Annotated in this window: 24 protein-coding genes; 17 read left to right on the top strand and 7 right to left on the bottom strand. The window is 62.4% G+C overall.

The genetic code is table 11. The annotated features are described in order from the left end of the window. The 3 genes from BLJAPNOD_RS21300 to BLJAPNOD_RS21290 form a co-directional block, all read right to left on the bottom strand. The coding region (locus tag BLJAPNOD_RS21300) for a U32 family peptidase (RefSeq protein ID WP_115421061.1) at positions 1-674 on the bottom strand (674 nt) is incomplete at its 3' end. 4 nt (positions 675-678) lie between these two features. After that, the gene (locus BLJAPNOD_RS21295; RefSeq protein ID WP_077501450.1) at positions 679-1,656 is read right to left on the bottom strand and encodes a peptidase U32 family protein; all 978 of its coding nucleotides are present in this window, start codon (positions 1,654-1,656) and stop codon (positions 679-681) included. Further along, on the bottom strand, positions 1,647-2,153 hold the full coding sequence (locus BLJAPNOD_RS21290) for an SCP2 sterol-binding domain-containing protein (protein ID WP_077501448.1): 507 nt from the start codon (positions 2,151-2,153) through the stop codon (positions 1,647-1,649). Before BLJAPNOD_RS21290 ends, BLJAPNOD_RS21295 begins: the two co-directional genes overlap by 10 nt. A gap of 112 nt (positions 2,154-2,265) precedes the next feature. On the opposite strand from BLJAPNOD_RS21290, the gene BLJAPNOD_RS21285 reads away from it, so the two are divergent. Together BLJAPNOD_RS21285 and BLJAPNOD_RS21280 are read left to right on the top strand one after the other, a co-directional pair. Then, positions 2,266-3,777, top strand: coding sequence for a UbiD family decarboxylase (locus BLJAPNOD_RS21285; protein ID WP_115421060.1), 1,512 nt, complete (start codon positions 2,266-2,268; stop codon positions 3,775-3,777). Continuing rightward, the gene (locus BLJAPNOD_RS21280) at positions 3,774-4,400 is read left to right on the top strand and encodes a UbiX family flavin prenyltransferase (RefSeq protein ID WP_077501445.1); all 627 of its coding nucleotides are present in this window, start codon (positions 3,774-3,776) and stop codon (positions 4,398-4,400) included. The genes BLJAPNOD_RS21285 and BLJAPNOD_RS21280 overlap by 4 nt, the downstream gene beginning before the upstream one ends. Here BLJAPNOD_RS21280 and BLJAPNOD_RS21275 read toward each other — a convergent pair. After that, a complete protein-coding gene (locus BLJAPNOD_RS21275) occupies positions 4,349-5,041 on the bottom strand; it encodes an NnrU family protein (protein WP_077501443.1) in 693 nt (230 codons plus the stop codon). The genes BLJAPNOD_RS21280 and BLJAPNOD_RS21275 overlap by 52 nt on opposite strands. A 120-nt stretch (positions 5,042-5,161) precedes the next feature. On the opposite strand from BLJAPNOD_RS21275, the gene BLJAPNOD_RS36045 reads away from it, so the two are divergent. After that, entirely contained in the window at positions 5,162-5,485 is a 324-nt protein-coding gene (locus tag BLJAPNOD_RS36045) for a hypothetical protein (protein WP_244610992.1), read from the top strand. Positions 5,486-5,592: 107 nt separating this feature from the next. Here the strand turns inward: BLJAPNOD_RS36045 and BLJAPNOD_RS35665 are convergent, their stop codons facing one another. Continuing rightward, complete coding sequence (locus BLJAPNOD_RS35665) at positions 5,593-5,754, bottom strand: hypothetical protein (RefSeq protein ID WP_171986825.1); 162 nt, start codon at positions 5,752-5,754, stop codon at positions 5,593-5,595. 122 nt (positions 5,755-5,876) lie between these two features. Here BLJAPNOD_RS35665 and BLJAPNOD_RS21265 point away from each other — a divergent pair, with 122 nt between their 5' ends. The 6 genes from BLJAPNOD_RS21265 (at position 5,877) to BLJAPNOD_RS21240 (ending at position 11,586) form a co-directional block, all read left to right on the top strand. Next, entirely contained in the window at positions 5,877-6,434 is a 558-nt protein-coding gene (locus BLJAPNOD_RS21265) for a cytochrome c oxidase subunit 3 (protein WP_115421058.1), read from the top strand. A gap of 5 nt (positions 6,435-6,439) precedes the next feature. After that, positions 6,440-6,718, top strand: coding sequence for a cytochrome C oxidase subunit IV family protein (locus tag BLJAPNOD_RS21260; RefSeq protein ID WP_139353896.1), 279 nt, complete (start codon positions 6,440-6,442; stop codon positions 6,716-6,718). Positions 6,719-6,887: 169 nt separating this feature from the next. Then, complete coding sequence (locus BLJAPNOD_RS21255) at positions 6,888-7,340, top strand: cytochrome c (protein ID WP_065794809.1); 453 nt, start codon at positions 6,888-6,890, stop codon at positions 7,338-7,340. 110 nt (positions 7,341-7,450) lie between these two features. Beyond that, on the top strand, positions 7,451-8,797 hold the full coding sequence (locus BLJAPNOD_RS21250; protein ID WP_077501438.1) for a nitric-oxide reductase large subunit: 1,347 nt from the start codon (positions 7,451-7,453) through the stop codon (positions 8,795-8,797). Positions 8,798-8,861: 64 nt separating this feature from the next. Continuing rightward, entirely contained in the window at positions 8,862-9,674 is an 813-nt protein-coding gene (locus BLJAPNOD_RS21245) for a CbbQ/NirQ/NorQ/GpvN family protein (protein WP_115421056.1), read from the top strand. 10 nt (positions 9,675-9,684) lie between these two features. Further along, positions 9,685-11,586 (top strand): nitric oxide reductase activation protein NorD, encoded by a 1,902-nt coding sequence (locus BLJAPNOD_RS21240; RefSeq protein ID WP_115421055.1) that lies wholly within the window; start codon positions 9,685-9,687, stop codon positions 11,584-11,586. Positions 11,587-11,655: 69 nt separating this feature from the next. Here BLJAPNOD_RS21240 and hemN read toward each other — a convergent pair whose 3' ends face one another. Next, entirely contained in the window at positions 11,656-13,008 is a 1,353-nt protein-coding gene (gene hemN / locus BLJAPNOD_RS21235; protein WP_115421054.1) for an oxygen-independent coproporphyrinogen III oxidase, read from the bottom strand. A 225-nt stretch (positions 13,009-13,233) separates the two neighbouring features. Between hemN and BLJAPNOD_RS21230 the strand changes: the two genes are divergently transcribed. The 4 genes from BLJAPNOD_RS21230 (at position 13,234) to BLJAPNOD_RS21215 (ending at position 15,852) form a co-directional block, all read left to right on the top strand. Then, positions 13,234-13,524 carry a DUF2249 domain-containing protein gene (locus BLJAPNOD_RS21230; RefSeq protein ID WP_115421053.1) on the top strand — a complete coding sequence of 97 codons (291 nt, stop codon included), beginning with the start codon at positions 13,234-13,236 and terminating at the stop codon, positions 13,522-13,524. Between the two features lie 135 nt (positions 13,525-13,659). Next, the gene (locus BLJAPNOD_RS21225) at positions 13,660-15,024 is read left to right on the top strand and encodes a hypothetical protein (RefSeq protein ID WP_115421052.1); all 1,365 of its coding nucleotides are present in this window, start codon (positions 13,660-13,662) and stop codon (positions 15,022-15,024) included. Continuing rightward, positions 15,021-15,557, top strand: a complete 537-nt coding sequence (locus BLJAPNOD_RS21220) for a DUF2249 domain-containing protein (RefSeq protein WP_077501428.1) — start codon at positions 15,021-15,023, stop codon at positions 15,555-15,557. The genes BLJAPNOD_RS21225 and BLJAPNOD_RS21220 overlap by 4 nt, the downstream gene beginning before the upstream one ends. Next, the gene (locus tag BLJAPNOD_RS21215) at positions 15,544-15,852 is read left to right on the top strand and encodes a metal-sulfur cluster assembly factor (RefSeq protein ID WP_077501426.1); all 309 of its coding nucleotides are present in this window, start codon (positions 15,544-15,546) and stop codon (positions 15,850-15,852) included. Before BLJAPNOD_RS21220 ends, BLJAPNOD_RS21215 begins: the two co-directional genes overlap by 14 nt. 78 nt (positions 15,853-15,930) lie before the next feature. On the opposite strand, the gene BLJAPNOD_RS21210 is transcribed toward BLJAPNOD_RS21215, so the two are convergent. Further along, the gene (locus tag BLJAPNOD_RS21210) at positions 15,931-17,154 is read right to left on the bottom strand and encodes an NnrS family protein (RefSeq protein ID WP_077501424.1); all 1,224 of its coding nucleotides are present in this window, start codon (positions 17,152-17,154) and stop codon (positions 15,931-15,933) included. Positions 17,155-17,490: 336 nt separating this feature from the next. Here BLJAPNOD_RS21210 and nirK point away from each other — a divergent pair, with 336 nt between their 5' ends. From nirK to BLJAPNOD_RS21190, 4 genes are all read left to right on the top strand, one after another. Then, on the top strand, positions 17,491-18,633 hold the full coding sequence (nirK, locus tag BLJAPNOD_RS21205) for a copper-containing nitrite reductase (RefSeq protein WP_077501422.1): 1,143 nt from the start codon (positions 17,491-17,493) through the stop codon (positions 18,631-18,633). A gap of 112 nt (positions 18,634-18,745) precedes the next feature. Then, complete coding sequence (locus BLJAPNOD_RS21200; RefSeq protein WP_115421406.1) at positions 18,746-19,663, top strand: SUMF1/EgtB/PvdO family nonheme iron enzyme; 918 nt, start codon at positions 18,746-18,748, stop codon at positions 19,661-19,663. Between the two features lie 119 nt (positions 19,664-19,782). Next, on the top strand, positions 19,783-20,484 hold the full coding sequence (locus BLJAPNOD_RS21195) for a Crp/Fnr family transcriptional regulator (RefSeq protein ID WP_244610991.1): 702 nt from the start codon (positions 19,783-19,785) through the stop codon (positions 20,482-20,484). A gap of 253 nt (positions 20,485-20,737) precedes the next feature. Then, positions 20,738-21,325 carry an ANTAR domain-containing response regulator gene (locus tag BLJAPNOD_RS21190; protein ID WP_053248712.1) on the top strand — a complete coding sequence of 196 codons (588 nt, stop codon included), beginning with the start codon at positions 20,738-20,740 and terminating at the stop codon, positions 21,323-21,325. The last annotated feature ends 43 nt before the right edge of the window (positions 21,326-21,368 follow it).

Here is a 21,368-nt window from a genome sequence, read left to right as displayed (position 1 = left end):
GTGTGGGACATGGTCTGGACCCCGTTGAGGACGAGGAACGGCTGGCGATCAAGCGTCTCGACGATGAGGCCATCGCTGTCATCGCCGCAGATGAACTGGCAATTGTCTTTCACCAGGCCCTTGGAGCGGGCGTGAGCGCAACGCGCCGAGATCGCCAACGGCACGCGACCAAAGCCGAAGATTTCAAACGCGACGCCAGGCGCGTCACGCACGATCTCCCTGACCGACGCCATGGGCAACTCCGGTGGCAGGCAAATGCTGGTCGCGCCGCGCGACGCCAGCAGCCTGGCGGTGGCTGCGTTATAGACGTTGATCAGAGGGCCGATCGAGTGCGGTTTGCCGGTAAGCAATCCGAGTGCGGACAGATCATTGGCCTCGATCGGATGGATGCTGTCGCGCACCAGGCCGCGCACAAGTTGGCTCTCGCGCTCCAGGGTGACAAGTGCAAGCGAAGCAAGGCTGACTTTCTTGCCGGCGGCCTCCAGGCGTTCGATCACCTCGGCGACATGCGGCTCGATGAAATGCAGGCGCTTGGAGCAGACCGCCTCGCCGAGGGTGACATGCTCTATCGGAGCTTCGTCGGCGATGCGGAAGTAGAAGTCGCGCCACTTGGGTCCGTCCCAGAGATAGAGCACGGGTCCGAGACTGAGCGAGAGGTGGGTTGTTGCAGACATGTCGTTATCTCCACCGCTTTTCATAGGCGCCCGACGTCGTCTTCTGTCCTTCGCTGAGCCGCCTGAGGCGCGACAGCAAGGCGGGCCTCTCGCTCGCATCGGCAGAGACGGCACGGCGCATGACGGAAACGACCTCGGCGACATAGGCCTTGCCGCGCTGGCGTCCCTCGATCTTCAACGCTCCGACGCCGGCTTCGCGCAGGGCATCAATATGGTCCATGACATCAAGCGAAACCGGATCCTCGAAGGCATACCCTCGCTCCTCGGCAATATCGAAGCGGCCCTTGCAGAGAGTGGGGTAACCGGCAGCTTCGCCGGCCGGAAAGCGGTTGATCGTGTAGTCGCCCAGTTCCGACACCAGTTCGCTGCCATCCTCGCGGTAGCGCACGTGGCTTGCCGGCGAGCAGACGCCGTTCATGTTGGGGGATTTTCCGGTGGCGTAGGATGACAGCGAGCAGCGCCCCTCGGCCATCACGCAAAGCCCGCCGAAAACGAAGACTTCGATTTCGCAACTGATCTGGCGGGCAAGGCGGGCGATATCGGGAATGGTGAGGATGCGCGGAAGCACGACGCGCTTTGCACCGAAGGTTTCGACCAGGAATTTAACCGCATCGGCGTTGGAGGCTGAGGCTTGCACCGAAACATGCAAGCGTTGCTGCGGATGGCGCTCGGCGGTATAGGCCATCAACCCGAAGTCGGCGAGGATCACGGCATCGGCGCCAAGGCGCACGGCATCATCGACGGCGTCATGCCAGAGCTTTTCCTGGCCCGCCCGCATGAAGGTGTTAATGGCGACGAAGGTCATCACCTTGTGCCGGCGGGCATAGGCAATCGCCGTCTTCAGCTCCTCGCGGGAAAAGTTCAGGCCGGGAAAATTGCGGGCATTGGTCTCGTCGCGAAAGCCGCAATAGACGGCATCGGCACCAGCATCCACGGCCTCGCGAAAGGCGGCCGGCGTGCCTGCGGGACAGATCAGTTCCATCTCGCTGCCTCCCCCGACAATGCGCGTGTTCTGATTTCGGTGGCTGCGCGCCGAACCAGGGGCGCGAACGGCCCGCTCATGCGGGCAATATCCGCCGGCAGATCGATGTTGCAGTCATCGAGCGCGTTGCGCAGTGCCAGCATCGCTTCCATGTCGCCCGTTATCGTCAGGCTTCTGGAGAAGAACACGGCATCGCCGTCGATCTGACCCTCGAGCAGTGCCAGGAGCAGCACGAATGTGCCGGCCATGCAGGCGTCAGCGGACGGCAGGTGCGGCTTGCGGTGAACGGAGATGCGTCGAACCGACGGCTCTATCAGAAAGCCCAATGGAAGGTCCGTAGGTACGAAGGCATAGCGTTTGTCGGCGTGCTCCCCAAGCCGGTCGAAGAGATCCGGGTGCTGCTGTATGACCTGGGCAAAGACGAGCCGCGTGGCGTGCTCAATGAGGGGGAGTGGCGCGATCCGCAACGGCGCGGTCATCGCAAAGGGTAGGGTCATGGGCTGCCTGCATGAAACGGAGCAAAGAATGGCCGCATGCTAGTCGGCGTGGCGCTGCTGCTGTTTGTCCCACGTCAAAGACAGCGGGCATTTGCAGCCCGTAAGAGGCGACATGAACAAGCGCTTCCGTCCAGCCAAGGGTTTCGTCTCGCTTCAGGATTTTGCCGGTGCGCTGGAGCGTGAAGGGGAGCTGAAGCGTATCTCCCGTCCCGTATCCCTGGTGCACGAGGTGACGGAGATCCACCGACGCGTTCTGGCCGATCACGGCCCGGCCTTGCTCTTCGAGCGGCCGGTCGATGCCTCCGGGCGTGTCCATGACATCCCGCTCTTGGCCAATCTCTTCGGCACCGAACGCCGGATCGAGCGCGGTTTCGGCCTCAAGGAGGGCGGTCTGTGCGCACTTGCCGATGAACTGGCAGCACTGCGCGATCCACGAGCGCCGGGGTCGCTACGCGATGCCTGGGACCGGTTGCCGCTGTTGCGCTCGGCACTCTTCATGCGGCCAAAGCACGTGCCGTCCGCACCGTGCCAGGACATCGTCTGGCGCGGCGCGGATATCGATCTTGGCCGCTTGCCGATCCAATGGTGTTGGCCGGGCGAACCGGCGCCGCTGATTACCTGGCCGCTGGTCATCACACGTGCGCCCGACGACCCGCTCGATGTCAATGTCGGCATCTATCGCATGCAGGTGCTTGGCCGGAACCGAGTCATCTTGCGTTGGCTTGCCCATCGCGGCGGCGCGCGACACCACCGGCTGTGGCAGCGCCAGGGGCGCGACATGCCGGTTGCCGTGGCGATCGGCGCCGATCCCGCAACGATTCTTGCCTCGGTCATGCCGCTGCCGGAGGGGATGAGCGAACTCAACTTCGCTGGGCTGCTACGTCGAAGCCGAACGCAACTCGTGGCCGCGACGTCGGTGCCGCTGGCCGTTCCGGCGCATGCCGAGATCGTGCTGGAAGGAACGGTATCGGCAACCGAGACCACCGACGAGGGACCTTATGGCGACCACACGGGCTACTACAATTCGGTCGAGCCGTTTCCGGTCATGACGCTTTCCGCCGTAACCACCCGCCGCAAACCCTACTATCTCTCCACCTACACCGGCCGCCCGCCGGATGAGCCCTCGCGGTTGGGTGAGGCGATGAACACGCTGTTCGTTCCTCTTGCCAGAAAACAGTTCCCGGAGATCACCGATCTCTGGCTGCCGCCGGAAGCCTGTTCCTACCGCGCCATGGTGGTCGCGATCGACAAGCGTTACCCCGGACAGGCGAAACGCCTGATGATGGGGCTCTGGTCGATGCTGCCGCAGTTCAGCTACACCAAGCTGATCATCGCCGTCGACCCGGATATCAATGTCCGTCACTGGCCCGATGTGATGTGGGCACTGGCGACACGCTTCGATGCCAGCCGGGATGTCACCATCATTGCCGACACGCCGATCGACTATCTCGATTTCGCGTCACCACGCTCCGGCCTCGGCGGCAAGCTCGGGCTGGATGCAACGACGAAGATCGGTTCGGAGACCGATCGCGAATGGGGGCGGGTGCTCGACATGACGCCCGATGTCATCAGCCAGGTCGACGCCATCTGGGCCGAACTCGGGCTTGAAAGGAAAGCATCATGAGCAGGCATCGCGTTGTCGTCGGTATCACCGGTGCGTCGGGTGCCGCCATTCCGCTGCGTATTGCCGAGCGGCTCGCACGGCTCGAAGAGGTGGAGACCCATTTGGTGGTGTCGCCGTCCGCCTGTCGCACACTTGCTCATGAGGTTGGCGCACATGCGCTGCTGCGGCTGCTGGAGACCGCGGACCGGACCTACGAGCATGACGATATCGGCGCTGCAATCGCAAGTGGGTCGTTTCCGACTGCCGCCATGATTGTCGCGCCCTGTTCGATGCGTACGCTCGCGGCGATCGCCGGTGGGCTTGCCGACAATCTCATCGTTCGCGCCGCGGACGTTCACCTGAAGGAGCGCCGGCGCCTGGTGCTGATGGCGCGCGAGACGCCGCTCCATCTCGGGCACCTGCGCAACATGTGCGCGGTGACGGAGATGGGTGCGATCGTCATGCCGCCGGTCCCGGCCTTCTATCACAGGCCGGAGAGCGTCGAAGCGATCGTCGATCATCTCGCCGCGAGAGCGATTGATCTTCTGGCTTTGCCGATCGCGCCGCTTGCGGTCGCCTGGCAGGGAGAGGGTCAACCGAAAGGCAATGCCTGCAACAACGGATCTGCACCGAACATCGCGTAGTGGCCGCCGGCCAGCAGCCAGAAGGTAATCGCAGCGGTGGCGAAGGCCGAAAGGATCATCACGGGATCGAGGCGCAGGTGCGCCTGACCTTTCAACATCGCGGCGAGGGGAATAATCGAGGTGCCTTGTCGGGCAATCGACCAGGTGTCTCCAAGGCGACGCCGTGCCCGTTTTTCCACCATGAAGAACCCACCGAGTGCAAACAGTGCGAAGCCGCCGAAAAGCACCAGGGAACGCAGGTCGCCATTGGCGACGACATGGCCGACGGCCCAAAACAGGAAGCCCCAGAGCACCGGATGGCGGGTCACGCTGACGATCGCCCCCTTCCGCGCGTTGCCCTGAAAAATGGAGATCGACAGCGGATTTTCGCTGAACAGGCCGGCGAGAACGAGGAAGACGCCTGATGGCGCAAGGATGAATGTCGTCCAGGCCTGCCACGGGGCCGGCTCCCAGAGCGGAATGAAATCGAGCGCAAGCGCTGCCTGGAAAACCCAGATCAGCGCGACGATCGACAGCAGCGAGTAGAGGCCGAAATAGGCGCGCCGCCCTAGCATCGTGATCAGCCGCTGACGCAGCGTCGGCCAGGCCGGGACCATATGAAGGGCAAGGAAAACTGCAAATGCCGCGAGAAAATGATACATAGACCGGTCTCAAATCCTGTCCGAAAGAAGCAACCGTTCGGTCGCAACATGGCGTCGGACGGTTTCGAAAAAGGCGCGCAGCATGTAGCCGATCGTCTCCCAGCTGTGCGGAGTGCGACCGTGAAGCAGTTCATTGAGAACGCGGGCAACGTGCTCGGCCGAGCCCCCGTCATGCCGATGTTCGTCGCGCAAGCGATCGATCAGGAGCTGGCCGTCGTCGGGGCATCGTGCTGCCAAAATGGCTGGAAACAGGATCTCATCCTCCAGCCTGTGCACGGCCATGAGTGTCGAAGGCAGTCTGTCCGCAACCTCGCGGCAACCGGCCGGATCGATGCGGCGCGGCAGGGAATCGGCAATCGCCTCGAGGCGGTCGCACAGTTCGAGAAGGCGCTGATAGCCTTCTTCCAAGGCATCTTCTCCAGACATCGGCAGCTCCGTGAGTGAGATTTTTCATCCCTCAACCGTCTAGGCGCAATCGGTAGGGCGATCTTTGACATTTCGCAAAATGGAAGACGACCGCTTGGTAACGACGCATCCGCGCCGTGGCGCCGCTATTGCGAGGGGTCGACAAACAGCACGACGGCGATCGCGATGGAGAACAGGACAGCCGAGAGCGTGGCCGCACGCTGCAGGACCCCCATGCGGTAGAGAAGAATGGCGAACCCGACGATAATCGGGGTTGCGACGGAAAGGCCGATTTGTGCATCTGTCATCGGAAAACTCCTGGAATGACCCTGCAGCTATCAGTCCGGTTGCCCCGCCTCTTTGCGCAATCGCAAAGACAGAAAGTGCCTACCTGCCTAGCTGACCGTCGTTCCGGCAAAGGAGTTGACGCATGGACGGACGGGTCCTTTCTGTGGGCGAAGCAGATGAGCATGCATCCGCCGACGACCTGCTGCTCTGGGTCCTCGTGTGGAGCGAGCTCGCCGCCTTCGGCATTCTGCTCGTCGGTTTTCTCGTGGTCGGGTTCATCCAGGCGGACGCCTTTGCCGCAGCCCGTTCGCATCTCAATCCGCTGCTTGCGGGCATCAATACGCTCGTTCTCCTGACCAGCGGCTGGCAGGCGGCTTTGGCCACGCGTCCGGTCGCTTCGATGGCCACGCGCCGGCGTGCGCTCGGTCTGGCCGCGCTCTTCGGCCTCGCCTTCGTCGCCATCAAGTTTTTCGAATACTCGACCGAATTCGATGTCGCCGGGTCGCCGCAGTTCGGCGCCTTCTTCGAGCTTTATTTCCTCATCACCGGCTTCCACCTGCTGCACGTCGCCTTCGGCAGTGGCATCCTGCTGTTGGTCGCCTGGCGTCCGAGCCCAGGCAACATCACGCTGATCACCACGCTTTGGCATGTTATCGACCTTGTCTGGATCGTGATGTTTCCGATCATCTATCTCGTGTGATCGCCATGACCCATCACGATGCGCGCCGACTTCGCAACATTTGGGCACTGCTGATCGCGATCGTGCTTTCGGGCATGATCATCATGACACTCTGGGGCGGCACGGCTGTCGTGATCGTGGCATTGCTGGCGCTGGCGGTCGTCAAATGCCGCCTGGTTGCCCTCGATTTCATGGGCCTGCGTCAGGCGCCGGCCGGCCTGCGGTTCGGCCTCTTTGCCTGGCCGGCACTCCTTGTCCTGCTGGCCTTGGCAAAGCTTGCGATGGGCGTGGTGCTATCGCCTTGAAACCACTCTCCGTCTTGTTTGCCAAAACGCAAAGAAGGCCCTTCGGAAATCCCTAGACATGGTTCGCGCCCCGATAGTTCGGCGCCGCACGTCGCGGCCCCAGGCGGGGAGGGGATCAGATAAGCCGGCCACGGTCATTGCGGCTGGCCGAAGTCGAAAGGATGACGTGATGGCAGAACGCCTCACCAAGACCGGGGCCCGAAACGTCTTTTACGGCGGGTCCTTTTTCTTTTTTGCAATCTTTGTCGGGCTCACCGCCCACAGCCACTACTACATGCGGACCGTCTCGACCGATGAGTCGACCCTGACCGACGCTGTCGCCCGGGGCAAGCACGTCTGGGAGAAGAACGCCTGTATCAACTGCCACACGCTTCTCGGTGAAGGTGCCTATTTTGCGCCCGAGCTCGGCAATGTCTGGAAGCGCTGGGGCGGCGAGACCGATCCGGATGGCGCGCGTGAAACGATGAAGGCCTGGATGGCCGCGCAGCCGAGCGGCATCGAAGGGCGCCGCCAGATGCCGCAGTTCAACCTGACCGAACAGGAACTCAACGACCTCGCCGATTTCCTGGAGTGGACGAGCCGCATCAAGACCCAGAACTGGCCGCCGAACGAGGCCGGCTAGGGCGCCGCGCGTTCGCAAGAATGCGCAAAGGGCGCCCTGACCCATTGAACCCAGAGCATCTTATCCGCCGTTTGGCGGGACGCTCTGCGCCGCGATTGGAGTGTGAAATCATGAAATACCAGACCCAGAAGGTCGCAATGCTCTATTTCTACGGAGCGATCGGCCTGTTTCTCGCCCAGGTGCTGTTCGGCGTGCTTGCCGGCACCATCTATGTCCTTCCCAATACCTTGTCCGAACTGCTGCCGTTCAACATCGTTCGCATGGTGCACACCAACGCGCTCATCGTCTGGCTGCTGATGGGCTTCATGGGCGCCACCTATTATCTCCTGCCGGAAGAGGCCGAGACCGAACTCTACAGCACCAAGATCGCCATCGCGCAGTTCTGGATCTTCCTGATCGCCGCTGCCATCGCCGTCGTCGGTTATCTCCTGCGCATCCACGAAGGCCGCGAGTTTCTCGAACAACCCTTCGCGATCAAGGTCGGCATCGTCATCGTCGCGCTGATGTTCCTCTACAACATCACGCTGACGGTGCTCAAAGGCCGCAAGACCACCGTCACCAACATCCTGATCTTCGGGCTCTGGGGCGTGGCGATCTTCTTCCTTTTCGCCTTCTACAACCCGATCAATCTCGCGCTCGACAAGATGTACTGGTGGTACGTCGTCCACCTCTGGGTCGAAGGCGTCTGGGAACTGATCATGGCCTCCGTGCTCGCCTTCCTGATGATCAAGCTCAACGGCATTGACCGGGAAGTCGTCGAGAAGTGGCTCTATGTCATCGTCGGCCTGGCGCTGTTTTCGGGCATCCTCGGCACGGGCCACCACTACTACTGGATCGGCGCGCCGGGTTACTGGCAGTGGATCGGCTCGCTGTTCTCGACGCTTGAGGTCGCTCCCTTCTTCACCATGGTGATCTTCACCTTCGTGATGACCTGGAAGGCCGGGCGCAAGCATCCGAACAGGGCAGCACTGCTGTGGTCGATCGGCTGCTCGGTGATGGCCTTCTTCGGTGCCGGCGTCTGGGGCTTCCTGCACACGCTGTCGTCGGTGAACTACTATACCCACGGCACCCAGGTGACTGCTGCACACGGGCACCTCGCCTTCTTCGGCGCCTATGTGATGCTCAACCTTGCGGTCATGGCCTATGCGATCCCCGAGATCCGCGGCCGGGCGCCCTACAACCAGATGCTCTCCATGGTCAGCTTCTGGATCATGTGCACGGCGATGTCGGTCATGACCTTCGCGCTGACTTTTGCCGGCGTCCTTCAGTCCCATCTGCAGCGGGTTCTGGGCGAGAGTTACATGGATGTTCAGGACCAGCTCGCGCTGTTCTATTGGATCCGGCTCGGCTCCGGCGTGTTTGTGCTGATCTCGGCGCTGATGTTCGTCTGGGCGATCTTCGTCCCCGGCCGGGAGCGCAGCGAGAAGCTGAGCGCATCGATGCAACCTGCAGAATGAACGAATGCGCCGGTCCGGGTTGCCCGGACCGGCCAATCCCCTTCCTTTTCCACGGAGACATGCCATGAGCATTGTTCAACCAAGTCTGGTTCCGGTATCGATCGACATTCCGGCCTATAGTCCCTCTGGCAATGAGTGCGCGCTGTTCGAGAATGCCTGGGTTCGCCAGCTGCCGCTGCTTCTCAAGGGGCCGACCGGTTGCGGCAAGACCCGTTTCGTCAGCCATATGGCGGCAAAGCTCGGCCTGCCGCTTTCGACTGTTTCCTGCCACGACGATCTGGCTGCGGCGGACCTGACCGGGCGCTACCTGTTGAAAGGTGGCGATACGGTCTGGGTCGACGGTCCCCTGACGCGCGCCGTGCGCGAAGGCGGGATCTGCTATCTCGACGAGATCGTCGAGGCACGCAAGGACGTGACCGTGGTGCTGCACCCGCTGACCGACGACCGCCGGATGCTGCCGCTGGAGCGGACCGGCGAGCTGATCGAAGCGCCTTCCGCCTTCATGTTGGTCGTCTCCTACAATCCCGGCTACCAGAACCTGCTCAAGAGCTTGAAGCCGAGCATGCGGCAACGCTTCGTTGCCATCGAGTTCGATTTCCTGCCACGCAACGAGGAGATCGAGGTGGTCTCCCGCGAAAGCGGACTCTCCGCAAGCCAGGTGGCGCCGCTCGTCAACCTCGCTCACCGCCTGCGCGCCCTCAAAGGGCACGATCTCGAGGAGGGGGTGTCGACGCGCCTGCTGGTCTATTGCGCCTGCCTGATCGATGCGGGAATGCCGGTCCGGGACGCGGTGCGAGCCGCGATGATCGAGCCGCTGACCGATGAGCCGGATGTGCGGGCAGCCCTTCTCGAGGTTGCCGCCTCGCTGATTGCCTGAGGACTGCGCCATGCTGGATTTCCTCGAACTCGAAGAAACCGTCGGGCGCGCCTGGCACCGCTTCATTGGCAACACCGGCACTTGGCGGCGTTATCCCGAACAGGCCGTCAAGCTGGCGGACACGATGCCGATGCTGGCGATCTGCTTTCGCGGACACGGCGGCGAAACCGCGGTCCAGATCGTACCGGCGCGCGGCCGCACGTCGGGCCATCGGCTGAAGTGGCGACAGAAGATGGGCCTCGGCGAGGAAAAGCTCGTCCAGCCCGGCCGGGATCATGCATCCCTGATGCTGCCTGGCGAGATCGACATCTTTCCCGACCGGAACCTCAACGTCGACCTCTATTTTTGGCTGGTTGCCTACATGGCGACCATGCCGCTCGTCCCGCGGGATGAAGCGGATCCGTTGCAGGCGGATCTGGCATATCTGTCCCGGGCGCAGGAGACCGTGGCCGAGGTCTTCCAGCGCTTCCCGGGCATGCGCCACAAATACTGCCGTCTGGCGGAAGCCGTTCTCGTCGAGCGCCAGCGCGGCTCCCTTCCGTCGGTGGAGCAGCACGTCGAAAACCGTGTGCTGCGGTTGCTGCGTAAGGCGGCCGGCCAGCTGGATACGACTTTGCCGGTGATCTTTCCGCACCGTGCTCCACCCGGGTATCTGCCGCTGCTGCCGGTTCCGCTGTGGCCGGATACCTTGCTGCGGTCGGAAACGGCGACAGACCGCGATGACGATATTGCGGCAACAGGTGCCGCCGCCAGCCAGATCGCCGAGGCCGAACGCCACGTGGCCGTCAGGGAAAACCCCGAAAACCGCAAGGGCGATCGCAGCCCCTTCATCCTCAACCGCTTCGAGAAAATCCTGGCGATGGCGGAGATGGTCAATGTCGACAGACCGTCCGACGATAGCGACGAACACGACAACAAGGCTGCCCAGGATCTGGACGAAATGACGCTTGGCGAGCGGAAGGGTCGACCGTCTGCACGCTTTCGCTTCGATCTCGACCTGCCGCCGGAAGCCGTCGATCCGACGCCGTTGACGTCAGACCTCACCTATCCCGAGTGGAACTACAGGACGTCGAGCTATCTCAAGGATCATTGCCGCGTCTTGGCCGGACCGGCCTCGGGCATTGAAGACCGGGCCGAACTCACGGCGGAAACCAGGAGCCTGATCCGGCGGGTCCGGCGCCAGTTCGAGGTGCTTCGGCCGCGCAACGAAATCCTGCGCGCGCAGATCGACGGCGCCGATCTCGATCTCGATGCCGTGGTGCGCGCCCGCACCGATCTGGCTGCCGGCGGGCAGGGGAGCGATCGCATCCACCTGATGAGCCGCCCGCAGGTCCATGACCTCGCCGTGACGATCCTGGTCGACGTCTCGCTCTCGACCGATGCCTGGTCCGACAATCGCCGGGTGCTCGACGTCGAAAAAGAGGCATTGCTCATTCTCGCCCATGGCCTGTCAGCCTGCGGCGACAATCATTCGATCCTCACCTTCACCTCGCGGCGGCGCGACTGGGTGAAGGTGGAGAGCGTCAAGGCTTTCGATGAGCCGATGAGCCCGCTCGTCGAAAGTCGCATCGCCGCCTTGAAGCCGGGATATTATACCCGCATCGGGGCCGCCATCCGCCATGCAACGGCCGAACTGCAGAAACAGCCCAACCGTAAGAAGCTGTTGCTGGTCCTGACCGACGGCAAGCCGAACGACATAGATCATTACGAAGGGCGCTTCGCGCTGGAGGACAGCCGCAAGTCCGTCATGGAAGCGCGCCGCAGCGGCATCAGCACTTTTGCGGTTACCGTCGACCGCGAGGCGCAATCCTATGTGCCTGCCATGTTCGGCCATAACGGCTACGCGTTGGTCGGCAATATCGCCCGGCTGCCGGCGGCATTGCCGGCGATTTACCGAAGCCTGGCGGGATAGAGCGTTCATTTGAAACACGAAAAGGCCCGGTCGCGACCGGGCCTTTTCGTGTTGGGTGTTGGCCGCGGTTCAGGCGGCTTTGCTGTGCGTGCGTTGTCCGTCGTCGATATAGGCATCGAATGCCGCGGCGACAGCGCGGATCACGAAGCGATGATCCTGCCTGACCGTGATGACGCCATCGGCGATATCGAGCACGCCATCATCGACCATCGTCGCCAGCCGCACATTGTCGCCGAGAAGGAAGTCCGGATTCCGCCCGTGTGCGGTGGCGATTGCCTTGATGTCGGCGGTGAAGTCGCACATCAACCGCTCGATGATTTCGGCGCGCAGGCGGTCTTCCTCGGTCAGCCGATAACCCTTCGTGGTTGCCAGTCGGCCGGAGGCGATATGGCTGGCATAAAGCCCTGGAGGAACCTCGTTCTGCACATAGCCATCTCGCGAGCGACCGATTGCGGAGGCGCCGAAGCCGATCAGCGTTTCGCAATTGTCTGTGGTATAGCCCTGAAAATTCCGCCGGAGCATGCCTGAGGATTGTGCGAGCACCAGATCGTCGTCGGGCAGGGCGAAGTGGTCGAGCCCGATCTGCCGGTAACCCGCTTGGCAAAGCGCTTCACTGATAGCGAGCGCCTGATCGGTGCGCGCCGAAGCGTCGGGCAACACGTCCTCGTCGATCATGCGCTGGTGCTTTTTGAACGACGGAACATGCGCGTAACCGAAGACGGCAAAGCGCTCCGGCCGCATCGCGGTCGCAGCCTGGACCGTCTCGACGCAGGAGCGGACCGTCTGGTGCGGCAATCCGTAGATCAGGTCGAAATTGATGCCGCCGACACCGGCGTTGCGAAGATGCGCCACGGCATCGGCTGTCTGCTGCTCGCTCTGGATCCGGTTGATGGCCTTCTGCACGACCGGGTCGAAGCTCTGCACGCCGAGGCTGGCGCGCCTGACGCCGCCTTCGCCAAGTGCCTGCGCCATGGCAACGGTCAGGCGGCGAGGATCGATTTCGACAGCCACGCCCGTTTCGGCACCAAAACGATAGCGTTGACGCAGGAGCGCCATCAAGGCGAGGAACTCTTCCGGTTCGATGATCGTCGGCGTCCCGCCTCCGAAATGAACCTCGCCGATCGGCAGCGCCGCCGACGCGTGATCTGCCACCATGCCGATCTCCTGCCTCAGCACATTGAGGTAATCGAGGATCGGCTCGTCCTGTCGGGTAATCGTGGTGTGACAACCGCAGTACCAGCACATCGACCGACAGAAGGGGATGTGCAGATAGAGAGAAACATCTCTGTCCGTCGGGACCGCGCCGAGCCAATCGGCGTAGGTGTCCCGATCGATGCCGGCGGAAAAGCGCGGTGCGGTCGGATAGCTGGTGTAACGCGGCAAGCGCATCTCGGCATATTTCATGAGGGCGGTGGATTGCATGGCTTTTCCTATCGGCATGTCGAAACAATCGATCCGTTCTAGGCCGGTGGCCACGTCAGTTCTTTGCGAAAAGCCAAGTAAGCGGGCAACAGGCGGCAAAGCGGAATTTGTTTGCGCTTCGACAAAATGTCGCGTTGTCGCTGGCACTAGGCTTTGCAAATCCGGGCCGTTTGCGTCGGCGTTTCCCGGAATCCGAGGCAACAACGGCGCCCTGAACGGACTGAAATGACCACTGCAGAAACAGAGACCAAGCCCTTCATCGACGTGCGCACCATTCCGCCCGTCGAGCGCCATCCGAAGATCTTCGGCATGCTCAACGCGCTGGCCGAAGGCGGCTCTTTCATTATCGTCAACGACCATGATCCGCGCCCGCTGCACTACCAGCTGGAAAGCCGTTATCCCGGTGAATTCACCTGGGAATACCTTGAAAGCGGACCCGACGTCTGGCGGGTGGAGATCGGTCGACAACAGGCTTCCGGCTGCGATTGCTGCTGCGGTAGCAGCAGCGGTCACTGAAAGGGCGCCCACAGCCAAAGCGTTTGCGGTTCGGGCGGGGCCGCAGACGCGCCATTTCTTTGTTTTTACGCATTTCCCGGCGGAAGACCGCTTCTCACATTTCCTGGAAATGCTTATCGTTCAGGATGAACCGCGATGTTCGGAGCCACGCTATCCCGCTGGACGATGTCCTATTTCGCGGCGGCGCTGATTTTTCTCGCCATCGGCGAGATGATGATGGTTCTCGGCTTCGGATATCCGGTTTCTTCCATCGAAGCCCCTGAAACCCTGGCACTCGTTCATACCATTGCGCTTGGCTGGCTCAGCCTGCTGATGGCGGGGGCCCTGTTGCAATTCGTGCCTGTTCTCGTTGGTCGGCCGCTTTCGTTTCCGCATCTGGCTTTTCCAGCTTTGGTGCTGCTGGTTGTCGGTATCACCAGCCTGGTCCTAGGCTTTGCCAGCCTCGCAGGCACCGACGGCCTTTCGCCGCTCCTGCTGCCGGCGGGTGCGACGGTGACGATTGGCGGTTTCGGCCTGCTCGTCATCGTCTTTGCAACGACGCTGTGGCAGGCGCGTCCGCTGCCGTTGCCTGCGCGTTTCGTCGCTGTCGGACTCGGGTCGCTCGTCATCGCTTGTTTGCTTGGTGGCACCTACGCCTTCGTTCTTTCCGGATTGGCTGATGCGCCGGGCGCGATCGATCTGACGCTCGAAGGGGTTTCGCTTCATGCCGCGCTGGGGCTGGGTGGTTGGCTGAGCTTTACCACCATGGGGGTCAGCTATCGGCTCCTGACCATGTTCATGCTGTCCCCCGACCGCGAACGACGCAGCAGTCGGACCGTCTGGGTACTGGGCGCTGCGGCCCTCGGCATGATCGTCTGCATCGTGCCGATGATCCTTGCCGGCGTCGCGGGGCGGGCAACACTGCTCGCCGTTGCCGCGCTCGCCGGCGTGACCGCCATCGGAATTTATATGGCCGACATCGTAAGGATTTACCGCGAGCGAAAGCGCAAGCTGATCGAGCTCAACAGCCGCGCCGGCATCGGCGCGTTCGCCGCACTGATTGTCGCGACCGCCATCTTCGTGGCTTCGCTCATCAGCGGCCAGATCGAGGAAGATGTGGGGCCGCTCGTCTATCTCGTCACCTTCGGCTGGTTGACCGGCATGGGGCTGGCGCAGCTCTACAAGATCGTGCCTTTTATCACCTGGCTCGAATGCTACGGCCCTCTGCTCGGACGCATGCCGACGCCGCGGGTTCAGGATCTGGTCGTCGAGACGCGTGCGGCGTTCTGGTTCCGGCTCTTCTATCTCACCGTGGCCGTTGCCTCGATCGCGCTTTATCTCGACAGCGCATGGCTGTTTCGAGTCGGCAGCCTTGGCCAGTTGATTGCGGTCAATGCGCTGGTCTTCGAGTTCGTGGCAACACGACGGCTCAGCAACGTGCCGAGCAATCTTCGACTTCCCGGCGGCGTCACCGGTCCGCATCTCTTCTTCCCATCGTTTCAGTCACGGAGACAACCATGACCAAAGATCCCTACGAGCTCGACGTCAGGCCGCTTCTGAAGAGCGGCAGCGATCCGTTCCAGGCCATCATGAGCGCCGTCGACGGTCTCGCACCCGGCCAGCCGCTGAAATTAATCGCGACGTTCCGGCCGGTGCCGCTCTTCAGCGTCATGGCCGGCCGCGGCTTTGCCTACCTGGATCAGCCGCTCGGTAACGGCGATTGGGAAGTCCTGTTCACGCCGGAGGAACAGGTGGACGAGATCAGGGTTTCGGCCGGTGATACGGATCTCGATACCTGGCCGGATCCCGCGCGCCAGCTCGACCTGACGGATCTGGATCCGCCCGAGCCGATGGTCCGTGTCCTCGCCGTCGTCGAAAAGATGCTGGCCGGCGAGGTGCTTTTCGCATTGCTGGCGCGCGAGCCGCTGTTTCTCTACCCGGAGCTTGCCAAGCGCGGCCACAAATGGGCCGGGAACTTCGATGCGGCCGGAGAGACTTATCGCATCCTGATCCGCGTCGGCGGCCGCAAGGGGCGCGAAAATGCAGCCGGCTGAAAGCGAAGAACTGGTCGACAGGATCCGCGACACACTGCGCACGATCGTTGATCCGGAGATGGGGTCCAATATCGTCGATCTCGGTCTGATCTACGACATCGCCGTCCAGGAGGGCGGCCTTGTCCGGGTGACGATGACGACGACGATAAAGGGATGCCCGGCGACCACTTTTCTCAAGGAGGCCGTGCAGAACTGCGTTTGGTATGTGCCGGGCGTCGAATATGCCGAAGTGCGGCTCACCTACGAACCGCCGTGGGCCCCGGAGATGATGATCGAGGCATCGATCGCGCAGTAACCGGAAAACGTCTCGAGGAGGTTGCCGCATCTGCGCCAACCTCCTTTTCATTTGTGCAGGGTGAGTTTCCTGCGGTCGCTATGCGGCCTCACGTGGCGAGCGGCGATCGCGAACCAGCATCGGACCGTATTCGATGCAGAACAGCCCGAAGGCCGCGATCCAGAGAGCGCCGGACAGGGCGAGGAGATGATGGTAGTGGGTCGGCAGGACTTCGGCGAAGGGCCGTGCCAAAGCCGCACCGATGATGGCGACGTAAGAGGCGCAGCTGAGGTTCGAGGCAGCAAGCGGTCGGCCCGTGTGTCCGCGGCTGGCGCGCGTCATGACGGCCAGCATCATCGAGGCCATGACGCCGACAGTCATCACATGCATGACCGGGTAAGTGTCGAGCGCACCCATTGCACCGGCGGCAACAGCGGCAAAGCCGAGTGGGACGAAGGCATAGGCCGCGTGCAGGATGAACACGATTTTGTCCGGCCAGGTGGTCCAGCCGCGCCAGCGGATAAGCCGAACCGCCTGCATCACGGAGGCTGCGGCAGCGATGGCGGCCGTGACGATATGCTGGGGCGCGAAGGTCCAGCAGGCGAGAGCCGTCACGCTGACGAGAATGCTCGCAGCGTCGAAGCGATTGTAAGGAACTGGAAAGTCGGTCCGGCCGAACTTGTTCAGCCAGTTGCGGGTGAAGCTCGGCAGAATTCTGCCGCCGACGATCATGATCAGCATGACATAAGCGCCGATCGCCAGCCGTGCCGCCGCATCGACGTCGAGTTGACGGACGACGGCGATGTGGAACCAGAGATTGGCGGCTGAAAGCAGAACCAATCCACCGACGACCTTCAGATCCTTCCACTTCCGGCCGACGATGATTTCGCGCGCGCAGATCGTGAGCAATGCCGGCATGAACACGGCTTCGATGATGACAGCCGGTGTCAGCCCGATGACATCCGTTGCCAGCAGCGCCAGGCGGCCGGCAACCCATAGGCCGAACAGATAGGCGAGCGGCTTCCCGGAAACAGGCAATCGGCCGGTCCAGTTCGGAACCGCCGTCAGAAGGAAGCCGGCGAGTACCGCGGACGAAAATCCGAAGAGCATCTCATGCGCGTGCCAATGGGCAGGCCCGTAGGCGCCGGCAAGGTCGATGCCCGTGGTCAGGGCGGCGATCCATGCGGCCATGGCGAAGATCGCCCAAAGGCTGGCGCCGAGAAAAAATGGCCTGAAGCCATAGGAAAAGAGAACGGGACCAGTGGTGGCGATCCCGCGCGGGATTCCTCCGCTGGGCCTGGGTTTGCTGAGGAGACTAAACATTGTTCGATCCTGTTCTTTCGCCGAGCGGACGGGTGGATGGGATCGATGTATCCGGGGCTTGCCGAGGCCTCTTTGCGAAAACGCAATTATAGAGCCCGGCCAACGCGTTCCCGCGCGACGATTTGCAGAAAAACGTCTCCTTCCTCGGCCGATTTGTTCCATGACAAAGACGCCATTCGCTCCCGGTTCTACTTGAGACATGACTGCTGGAAAACCGGTGGTCAAAACCTGAGGTGGGCCCGCCTGAGACGGCAGAGGCCGCCGTAACACGCTGAATATCGGCATGATTTTCGGACGACCACTCCGGTCGCGCGGTCATGCCCAAGGAGAGCAATGATGACAGAACAGCTGCAGATGACCCGCCGGACGATGCTGGCCGGCGCCGCCTTCGCCGGCGCGTTGACGCCGATCCTGACGGCGACCTCGACCCAGGCCGCAACGGCCGCCGTTCCCGCGGCAACGGGCGCGGCACCGGTCGACATTGCGACACTGGAGCGGGTCAAGGTCGACCTCGTTGCACCGCCCTTCGTTCACGCTCACGACCAGGTCGCCAAGACCGGCCCGCGCGTGGTCGAGTTCACCATGACCATCGAGGAAAAGAAGCTTGTGATCGACGGCGAGGGCACCGAGGTGCACGCCATGACCTTCAACGGTTCGGTTCCAGGCCCGCTGATGGTCGTCCACGAGAACGACTATGTCGAACTCAGATTGATCAACCCCGCCACCAACACACTGCTGCACAACATCGACTTTCACGCGGCCACGGGCGCGCTCGGCGGTGGCGGCCTGACGCAGGTCAATCCCGGCGAGGAGACGACCCTGCGCTTCAAGGCGACCAAGCAAGGCGTCTTCGTCTATCATTGCGCGCCGGAAGGCATGGTGCCTTGGCACGTTACCTCGGGCATGAACGGCGCCATCATGGTGCTGCCGCGCGACGGGCTGAAGGACGAGAAGGGGCAGCCGCTGACCTATGACAAGGTCTACTATGTGGGCGAGCAGGACTTCTACATCCCCCGCGACGAGGCCGGCAACTACAAGAAATACGAAACGCCCGGCGAAGCCTACGAAGACACCGTCAAGGCCATGCGTACGCTGACGCCGACCCACGTCGTCTTCAACGGCGCGGTCGGAGCCCTCACCGGCGAGAAGGCGCTGACGGCGGCCGTGGGCGAGCACGTTCTCGTCATCCATTCGCAGGCCAACCGCGATACGCGGCCACACCTGATCGGCGGACACGGCGATTATGTCTGGGCAACCGGCAAGTTCCGCAACCCGCCGGAACTCGACCAGGAAACCTGGTTCATTCCGGGCGGGACGGCCGGCGCCGCGTTCTACACATTCCGCCAGCCGGGCATCTATGCCTACGTCAACCACAACCTGATCGAGGCCTTCGAACTCGGAGCAGCCGGACACTTCAAGGTCACCGGCGAGTGGAACGACGATCTGATGACCTCGGTCGTCAAGCCGGCCTCGATGTAGCGCCGGAATGATCATCGGCCACGTTGTCCGAAGATGTCTTGGGACACGACGAGCCAGCAACAAGGGCATGCGCTGGATCCATCGGCGCTTGCCAGCAAAAAAGGGGAAGATCATGCGCGATAGACGTCACAGGAATTCGGTCTCGGTGTTTTCCGTTGCCGTTCCGGCTTTGCTGCTGGTTGCCATCGGCGGGGTGCTTTCCGCCAAGGTCGGGTTGCTGGATGATCTCGACGCATCGGTCGATAACCGCATCGAGGCGCCGGTGACGGTGACGATTGAGCCGCGCAGCATGGAGTATCGGGCCGAGGGCCACTTCATCAAGAATGGCTTTGCCGTCGATGCGCCGCTTGTCGATGCGACGCTTGCGAAACCGTTCAGGATCATGAAGTACCAGGTTAGCCGCACGGACTACCAACGCTGCGTCGAAGACGGCGCCTGCGAAAAGGGTGAACCGGCGGCAAGCCTTGGCAATGATACGCCGATGACCGGTGTCAACTATACGGACGCCAGCAATTATGCCGTCTGGATGACCGAAAAAACCGGCCAGGTCTGGCGGCTGCCGACCGATCGGCAATGGGCCTTTGCAGCCGGCAAGAAGTTTCCTGATGACGCGCTCGGCATCGACGGCAGCAAGGACAATCCGGCGCTCCGGTGGCTCGCCGACTACGAGCGCGAATCCAGCCGGCAGAAGTCGAAGAACCCGATGCCGCAGCCGTCGGGTACGTTCGGCGAGAACGAATTCGGCGTTGCCGATCTCGACGGCAATGTCTGGGAGTGGACCCAAACCTGCCACCGCCGGGTGACGATCGGCGAGAATGGTGACGTGCTGAAAGAGGCACCGGCCTGCGGCATCTACGTCGTCGACGGCAAGCATCGCGCGTCGATGAGCTTCTTCATTCGCGATCCGAAGAGCGGCGGTTGCGCCGTCGGCGTGCCGCCGGACAATCTCGGCTTCCGCCTGGTTCGCGACGATCGCTGGTATGCGAAGATGCTCTACGCCTTCGAACGCCGTTTCCCCGGTGCGGTGTAACAGCGCAGGCCTTCATTATAGCCTCCGCCGGGCCATGACGGAGCGCTGTCCGCTTCTGCCATCCGATCGCACGTGATATAGCAGCCCGCATAACCGATGCGCAGGAGACAGGAAACGACGTGGCTGCACTGGACCGAACACTCGTAAAATCGCTGCCGCTGTTTCAGAAGATGAGCGATCAGGAGCTGGACAAGCTTCTTGCGCATGCAACCGTCCGGCGCGTGCCTCAGAACGAGGCCGTGTTCGAACAGGGAGCCGCGGCGGACTCGTTCTACCTGCTTCTGCACGGGCGCCTGAAGGTCACCCAAGTCACCCGTGATGGCCAGCAGATCATCGTGCGTGTCGTCAATCCGGGCGATCTGTTCGGCTTTGCCCGTGCGCTGCAGCGCAGCGACTATCCCGGCACCGCGATGACGGCAACGGAAAGCCTGGTTCTTGCCTGGCCGACCGAGCTCTGGAACGTGTTCGTCGAGAGCAATCCGCATCTCGCCATCAATGCGATGCACACGATCGGCCAACGGCTCGACGAGGCCCATACCCGCATTCGCGAGATGTCGACGGAGGAAGTCGAGCGCCGCGTCGCGCACGCGGTCCTGCGTCTCGCCGAACAGGCGGGCAAACGTGAAGAGCTGGGTGTGCGTATCGATTTTCCGATCTCCCGTCAGGATATTGCCGAGATGACCGGCACCACCCTTCATACGGTCTCGCGCATTCTCAGCGCCTGGGAGGGGCGGGGCCTGGTTCAGGGCGGGCGGCAGAAGCTGTTGCTCTGTGACTTGGTCGGGCTGCGTCGGCTGGCCGAGCAGGTCGAGAAAAACTAGCTTTGCCGCTTTGGTGATCGTGGCGCTTCGCTCGGGTGTCTGGGCGCTTGGCATGCAATCCTTGCATCTGCAGGTCCGTTTCCCCCGGTCGGCGACGTGGCGTCAGTGCGCCCATCCGTTGGCGCGGGTTCCCGATGACCCCGCCTGACGCCAACAGGATGCGCAACCCGCCTAAAAAATAGGCGATGATAAATCTGTCAAGAAAATAGGCAAATCTGTTGCGCAAATTGCTGCGCTGCATCATGATTGCGCCATGACAAACCGCGACCTCACCATTCTCGTCATCGACGAGAACGCCATCCGTGCCTCGATCATTGAGGAAGGATTGCATGAGGCCGGGCATCGCAAGGTCACCGTCATCCATGAGGTGCAGGGCGTCGCGCGTATCATCGACAGCCTCAGGCCCGATGTCATCGTCATCGATATCGAAAATCCCAATCGCGACATGATGGAGCATCTCTTCCAGCTGACGCGCACGGTCGGGCGGCCGATCGCGATGTTCGTCGATCGCTCCGACACGGCTTCGATCGAAGCGGCGGTGGAGGCGGGCGTATCGGCCTATATCGTCGACGGCCTTAAGAAGGAGCGCGTCAAGCCTATTCTCGACATGGCGGTCAGCCGCTTCAATGCCTTCAGCCGGCTGCAGAGGGAGCTGGCCGACGCCCGATCCGCGCTCGAGGAGCGCAAGGTCGTCGAGCGCGCCAAGGGGATCCTGATGAAAATCCGCGGTCTGTCGGAAGAGGAAGCCTTCGCCCTGCTGCGCCAGACGGCGATGAACGAAAAGAAGAAGATGTCGGAAATCGCGCAAAGCGTGGTGACGGCGGCCGGCCTGTTGATGTGATGGCAAGGGCGCGCCGCGCATCGGCTTGCTGCAAGGAGTGAAT

This window comes from Ensifer sp. M14, from assembly GCF_003355565.1.
Classification (GTDB): domain Bacteria; phylum Pseudomonadota; class Alphaproteobacteria; order Rhizobiales; family Rhizobiaceae; genus Ensifer.
The sequence above is the reverse complement of the archived record's forward strand: the minus strand, read 5'-3'. Positions and strand labels throughout refer to the sequence as shown.

Excerpts from the sequence above, each read along its gene's own strand:
- BLJAPNOD_RS21295 (WP_077501450.1), bottom strand. The coding sequence starts at position 1,656 with ATGGAACTGATCTGTCCCGCAGGCACGCCGGCCGCCTTTCGCGAGGCC.
- BLJAPNOD_RS21290 (WP_077501448.1), bottom strand. The coding sequence starts at position 2,153 with ATGACCCTACCCTTTGCGATGACCGCGCCGTTGCGGATCGCGCCACTC.
- BLJAPNOD_RS21285 (WP_115421060.1), top strand. The coding sequence starts at position 2,266 with ATGAACAAGCGCTTCCGTCCAGCCAAGGGTTTCGTCTCGCTTCAGGAT.
- BLJAPNOD_RS21280 (WP_077501445.1), top strand. The coding sequence starts at position 3,774 with ATGAGCAGGCATCGCGTTGTCGTCGGTATCACCGGTGCGTCGGGTGCC.
- BLJAPNOD_RS21275 (WP_077501443.1), bottom strand. The coding sequence starts at position 5,041 with ATGTATCATTTTCTCGCGGCATTTGCAGTTTTCCTTGCCCTTCATATG.
- BLJAPNOD_RS35665 (WP_171986825.1), bottom strand. The coding sequence starts at position 5,754 with ATGACAGATGCACAAATCGGCCTTTCCGTCGCAACCCCGATTATCGTC.
- BLJAPNOD_RS21265 (WP_115421058.1), top strand. The coding sequence starts at position 5,877 with ATGGACGGACGGGTCCTTTCTGTGGGCGAAGCAGATGAGCATGCATCC.
- BLJAPNOD_RS21260 (WP_139353896.1), top strand. The coding sequence starts at position 6,440 with ATGACCCATCACGATGCGCGCCGACTTCGCAACATTTGGGCACTGCTG.
- BLJAPNOD_RS21255 (WP_065794809.1), top strand. The coding sequence starts at position 6,888 with ATGGCAGAACGCCTCACCAAGACCGGGGCCCGAAACGTCTTTTACGGC.
- BLJAPNOD_RS21250 (WP_077501438.1), top strand. The coding sequence starts at position 7,451 with ATGAAATACCAGACCCAGAAGGTCGCAATGCTCTATTTCTACGGAGCG.
- BLJAPNOD_RS21245 (WP_115421056.1), top strand. The coding sequence starts at position 8,862 with ATGAGCATTGTTCAACCAAGTCTGGTTCCGGTATCGATCGACATTCCG.
- BLJAPNOD_RS21240 (WP_115421055.1), top strand. The coding sequence starts at position 9,685 with ATGCTGGATTTCCTCGAACTCGAAGAAACCGTCGGGCGCGCCTGGCAC.
- hemN (WP_115421054.1), bottom strand. The coding sequence starts at position 13,008 with ATGCAATCCACCGCCCTCATGAAATATGCCGAGATGCGCTTGCCGCGT.
- BLJAPNOD_RS21230 (WP_115421053.1), top strand. The coding sequence starts at position 13,234 with ATGACCACTGCAGAAACAGAGACCAAGCCCTTCATCGACGTGCGCACC.
- BLJAPNOD_RS21225 (WP_115421052.1), top strand. The coding sequence starts at position 13,660 with ATGTTCGGAGCCACGCTATCCCGCTGGACGATGTCCTATTTCGCGGCG.
- BLJAPNOD_RS21220 (WP_077501428.1), top strand. The coding sequence starts at position 15,021 with ATGACCAAAGATCCCTACGAGCTCGACGTCAGGCCGCTTCTGAAGAGC.
- BLJAPNOD_RS21215 (WP_077501426.1), top strand. The coding sequence starts at position 15,544 with ATGCAGCCGGCTGAAAGCGAAGAACTGGTCGACAGGATCCGCGACACA.
- BLJAPNOD_RS21210 (WP_077501424.1), bottom strand. The coding sequence starts at position 17,154 with ATGTTTAGTCTCCTCAGCAAACCCAGGCCCAGCGGAGGAATCCCGCGC.
- nirK (WP_077501422.1), top strand. The coding sequence starts at position 17,491 with ATGACAGAACAGCTGCAGATGACCCGCCGGACGATGCTGGCCGGCGCC.
- BLJAPNOD_RS21200 (WP_115421406.1), top strand. The coding sequence starts at position 18,746 with ATGCGCGATAGACGTCACAGGAATTCGGTCTCGGTGTTTTCCGTTGCC.
- BLJAPNOD_RS21190 (WP_053248712.1), top strand. The coding sequence starts at position 20,738 with ATGACAAACCGCGACCTCACCATTCTCGTCATCGACGAGAACGCCATC.